This window comes from Actinosynnema sp. NPDC023658 (assembly GCF_040639995.1).
Taxonomy (GTDB): Bacteria; Actinomycetota; Actinomycetes; order Mycobacteriales; family Pseudonocardiaceae; genus Actinosynnema.
In genome coordinates this window covers 1-1,000 of record NZ_JBFAAX010001533.1, presented here as the reverse complement: position 1 = coordinate 1,000, position 1,000 = coordinate 1, and the positions used below count along the sequence as shown (strand labels likewise).

General features: G+C 69.0%; 1 pseudogene. It reads right to left on the bottom strand.

Annotation, left to right across the window (positions count from 1 at the left end):
* Positions 1 to 30 precede the first annotated feature (30 nt).
* Positions 31 to 1,000: pseudogene (locus AB0G02_RS42325) on the bottom strand (IS3 family transposase); the annotation flags it as partial.

Sequence of the window (1,000 nt, the reverse complement as noted above, 5' to 3'; positions counted from 1 at the left end):
GGGACTTCACCCTGGATGTTGGACACGGGGTTATGCGGCGTGGGTCAGCGTAGCCGGTGTCGAAGTGAGGCTGTTCTCGTAGTCGATTGGGGATGTCTGGCCGAGGTGGGAGTGGCGGCGTCGGGTGTTGTAGCGGTGTGCCCAGCCGAACACCGCCAGGCGTGCTTCCCTTGCGCTGCTCCAGTTCGGCGCGCCTTGAAGGGTTTCGCGTTTGAAGGAGGCGTTGAGGCTTTCGGCGGCGGCGTTGTCCGCGGAGCTGCCCACCGCGCCCATGGACCTGGTGACCCCGGCTTCGCGGCAGGCGTCGGCGAAGGATTTGGCTCCGTATTGGGCTCCGTGGTCGCTGTGGAAGATCGCCCCGGCCAGGCTGCTCCGGGTGCGTTCGGCCGCGTGCAGTGCGTCGAGGACCAGGTCGACGCGCATGTGGTCGGCCACGGCCCAGCCGACCAGGCGCCGCGAGCACAGGTCCATGACGGTCGCGAGGTAGAGGAACGTGCCGTCGGCGATGGGCAGGTAGGTGATGTCGCCGACGTAGCGGGTATTGGGCTCCCGGGCGGTGAAGTCGCGTCCGAGCAGGTCGGGGGTCTTGACCGCGGTGGGGTCGGCGAGGGTGGTGCGGTGTCGGCGGCGCAGTCGCAGCCCGGCCAGGCCGATGCCGCGCATCACCCGGGCGACGCGCTTGTGGTTGACCACCTGCCCGGTGTCGTGCAGTTCAGCGGTGATCCGCGGGACACCGTAGGTGCCAGCCGACTCACGATGGATCACCCGGATACGGGCGGCCAGGCATGCGTCGTCGGCCGCACGGGCGGCCCGCCCGGGCGCGGTGGCCTTCCAGTGGTAGTAGCTGGACCGGGCCAGCCCGATGACCTGGCACAACCGCTTCACGCCGTACTGGCGTCGGTTTTCGGAGACGAACCCGAAGCGGTTCACCAGCGCGTCTCCCCTGCGAAATACCGGGCCGCCTTGCGCAGGATGTCGCGTTCCTCCTCCAGCTCACGGA